This window comes from Candidatus Methylomirabilota bacterium, assembly GCA_027293415.1.
GTDB lineage: Bacteria > Methylomirabilota > Methylomirabilia > Methylomirabilales > CSP1-5 > CSP1-5.
The window spans coordinates 1-3773 of the sequence record JAPUFX010000139.1 but is presented as its reverse complement, the minus strand read 5'-3'; the positions used below and the strand labels follow the sequence as shown (position 1 = coordinate 3773).

General features: G+C 57.0%; 2 protein-coding genes. Both read right to left on the bottom strand.

The genetic code is table 11. The features are described 5' to 3' along the window. Positions 1-396: 396 nt before the first annotated feature. Complete coding sequence (locus tag O6929_10265; protein MCZ6480771.1) at positions 397-3357, bottom strand: amidohydrolase family protein; 2961 nt, start codon at positions 3355-3357, stop codon at positions 397-399. A 13-nt stretch (positions 3358-3370) separates the two neighbouring features. Beyond that, positions 3371-3773: hypothetical protein (locus tag O6929_10260; protein MCZ6480770.1), on the bottom strand; the 403-nt coding region annotated here is incomplete at its 5' end.

Genomic DNA, 3773 nt, shown 5'->3' with positions numbered 1-3773 from the left:
CCCCACCATGTGGGTGGACGGGAAAAAGATCGTCGACAAGGGCGATTTGCTTGCTCTGGAGGACCCGGAAACCCGGGCTTTTGCAGCGAAATTTGGTGATCCTGATGAACTGCTCAAAGTTGAATGGGTTCCCAGAGTCGTTGGAGTAAACAACTAGATAAGACATCCCCTAGCACCCCTTTTTCGGACCGACCGGACGGAAGTTTTCCGCATTTGTTCCTTTGCGTAATACCTATCTAAGTATTTATGAAAGTATTCGAGGCCAAGGAGAGGGCACGAAGATACCTTGGCTAAATGCCTCCTCGACTGCTCTACGGCTCCAAGTTCATCCGCCGCAGCAGGTCGTGGAAGCGGGGGTCGTCGCGGAGGGGGTCATTCTAGTCCACCTCCTTGAACTCAGTTTCCACCCAACAGTGTCGGCAAATCGAACACCTCACCGTTTTTCACAACCCATCGCACCTTGCGGGTATTCCTGATATCTGCCAGAGGATCCCCGTCAATGATCACCATGTCGGCCAGTTTGCCGGCCTCGATGCTGCCCAGATCCCTTCCTGCGCCCAGGGCTTCAGCCGACACGATGGTAGCGGATTGAAGTGCCTGGAAGGGAGACAGGCCACTGTCGACAAAGTGCTCGAGTTCAGTGTGAAGGCTTATTCCGTAGGGGATGATGGGGGAATCGGTCCCGGCAAGGATGCGACCGCCGGAGCGGCTAATGGCAAGAATGGTTTGCCCTAATGCTTTCATTCGAGTTTCGAGTACTTCCAAATCCGCTTCCCGGATCCGTTCCACCCTGCTTCGGGTCGAGTCAACAATCCAGGTTGGAAACAGCCGGCGAAAGCGGGGATCGTCCAGTAAGGTCGGGTCTCGATGGGCCTTCAACAGGAACCCGCCCCTGATGCCAACGGTTGGAGTCATCCTCATTCCCGATGCGGCAATCAGTTCGATCACATCTCGGTAAGTGTGGTTTAGGACCGTCTCCTTGGTCGGGTATCCATGCCGGCTGCGGCCACCGATATGTTCCACTCCATCGGCGCCATAGGAGGCTGCCGGATACAACTCGTGTGACGTCACAGCAATACCGTGATCGTGGGCGTACTCCACCACGCGCTTTTGCAAAAGATCGGGAAGGCGGACATAGGTTTTGATCAAGTCATAATCCAGAATTCGTGCACGTTCGAGTTCCATCTCAACCTGAGCCTCTGTCTCAAGAGCCCTTTCCCCCGAGAAGTGGACGCGTGACCCGGTAAACTTATTTCCGGTCAGGAAGACCCGTGGTCCCAGCCGAACGCCGGAAGCAAAAGCCTCCCGATCTTCCAAGGCTTCGTAGGGCGAGCCCCCCAGGCTGCGAATCGTTGTGATGCCGTATGACAGCCAAATTCGTCCAAGGGTTTCCCCATACCACTTCCTAGGGTGGCCATGGGTCTCGATAAGACCCGGGATGACGGTCTGACCGCTCGCGTCGATCACCCTTGCAACGTGCAATTCGGGACGATGATCTTCAATGCTTTGTATGCGGTTTCCCTCCACGATAATGTCCACATCACGACGCAGGGTGGCTTCTCTTCCATCGAATAACCGGCCTGCATGGATCACCACTTGGCCCTCCGGAATCCTGGGCTTCCAGGTCAGATCCAGTGGGACACCTCGGATCTGCCCGTCTTTCACCGAGACAATCTTCAGGCGGTCGTTCGATTGGAAAAGGATCTCTCTGGAATCTCGCGACCAACTCGGTGACTCAGCAGGCTCACGGGTCAGTTGACGGGGCGGTCCCATCGGTTCTCCCGTGCGTTTGACGGGCAGGACCCATAGCGTCCCGCCCATGACGAGAGCCATCTGGCCTCCATCCGGAGACCAAACGGGACCGTCTGTACCCCGGGTGCCCACGGAGCGGTGGGGAACCGGCACAAAAAATCTCTCCGAATGATCCTCCAGAGAAATAGCCAGGATTTGGTTCGTTCCTTCCCTGAACCGCGTCGAAGAAGGTTGAAGGGCTGAGAGCGCGATAACGCGACTGTCGGATGACCAGGTGAGGTGGCCGGGGCGCGAGAGGGCATCGTGGACCTTCTGGGTCTGACCACTTTCCACCTCGACCGTGTGAATTTCTCCGGCGTCGGTCAGGAAGGCGATTCGAGTTCCGTCCGGAGCCCAAGCAGCGGCTATTTCAGCTGCGGGTAGATTCGTCAACGCTCGTTCCTGTCCGGTACTCATGTTGCGCAACCAGAGATCGATGTTGCCATTGCGGTCAGAGGAAAAAGCTAGATACGAGCCGTCTGGCGACCAGGCCGGATCCATTTCTACGAATCGGTCGTTTGTCACACGGCGGGGAAGACCATTCAGGGCCATCACCCAGAGATCACCCAGAGCCACAAATGCAACTTGAGTAGCGTCCGGGGAAATGACCGGCTTCATGATGCCCAGGGCTCGCCTCGCCTGGGTCGAATTAAAATCTCTACGTCTCTGCTGGTACGCTTTCTGTGTAAAGGACACGGAGGCCATGAATTCAAGCGTTTGTCTGTTCCCTCCGCCAATGGACCTTCTTCTAATCTTGCCATCCGCCGTGTACAAAAACTCCTCGGGCGAGATCCACTGGGCTCGGAAGGGAAACACATCCTCCCCGGAAGTGAGGGAGCGTCCTGAGAGCATCAGCCGACTCTCGCCGTTGGCGATCACATTGAACAGGACCTGCCGGCCGTCAGGACTCCAGGAAGGCGCGTTGACTGAGCCGCTGGACTCGGCCAGAAGGCGTTCCTTGCCATCTAGTGTCGTAGCCCACACGCCCGGAGAATCTGAGCGATCAGAAACGAAAGCCACCTCGGCGCCGTCAGGCGACCAGGCCGGCATGAATTCATTGTCTGAATGGCGGGTCAGCTGCTGAAGCTCACCGGTCTCGAGGGTCAACACCCAAATGTCATAGTTCCCACTGCGATCCGATGAGAAAGCCAGCCGCCCACCGTCAGGTGACAGGTGAGGCTCTTTGTCGTCGAAGGGACCGGAGGTCCTCTGCCTGAGGCCCGTTCCATCGGTGCCGACAGACCAAATATCAAAGGAGCCGTCTCGATAGGAGTGGAAGGCGATGGTCTTCCCATCCGGAAACCAGGCCGGCTGCCTGATGTCACCCAATTCATCTGTAATCCGACGGGCAGGACCACCCCCTATCGAAACAACCCACAGGGTTCCCAGCAGATCCATGGCCACGGTCTCCCCGTCTGGCGACAGGGCAATGGCCAACGCAGTTCCCTCATTAATGGTCAAGTCGACTTGCCGGCTGCTCGCTGGTTGCGCAGTTACCGAAGATGCGATCAGAGCCGCGGCGATGACAAACACTACCGGCATGCCTTTTGCGATGAGATGGCGCATAGCAGCTCCTTTGTCAGTTCGTGGGCACCAGTCGTTTGAGTTCTTCAAACCAGTTGAGGACGAGGTTGATTCGGCCCCCCTGCTGCCCCTCCTCTTCCTTGATCATCAAGAATCGTTGGCCGTCGGGGGAGATGTCGTAGTTTGAAGTAGCAAATTGGTCTCTTAGGTAAGGCACTTCAAAGACCAGTTGTGACCTTCCCGAGGAAAAGACCGGTTCACTTTGCACCTCCACGACCATCATTTTGTCCCCCAGCCGGTAAAACAACTCGCGTCCATCGGCTGACCAGCGCGGCTCAGTCCCGCCTTCGGTCGAGATCGGCCACTTCCCTCCAGGGCCAGGGTAAGGTTGTACGTATATCTCGTCCCGGCCCGACTCATCCGAGACGTAGGCTAGCCACCGACCGTCAGGAGAGAAC

What these genes read in the sequence shown, in the direction of transcription:
- O6929_10265 (MCZ6480771.1), bottom strand. Translation starts at nt 3,357, where the DNA reads ATGCGCCATCTCATCGCAAAAGGCATGCCGGTAGTGTTTGTCATCGCC.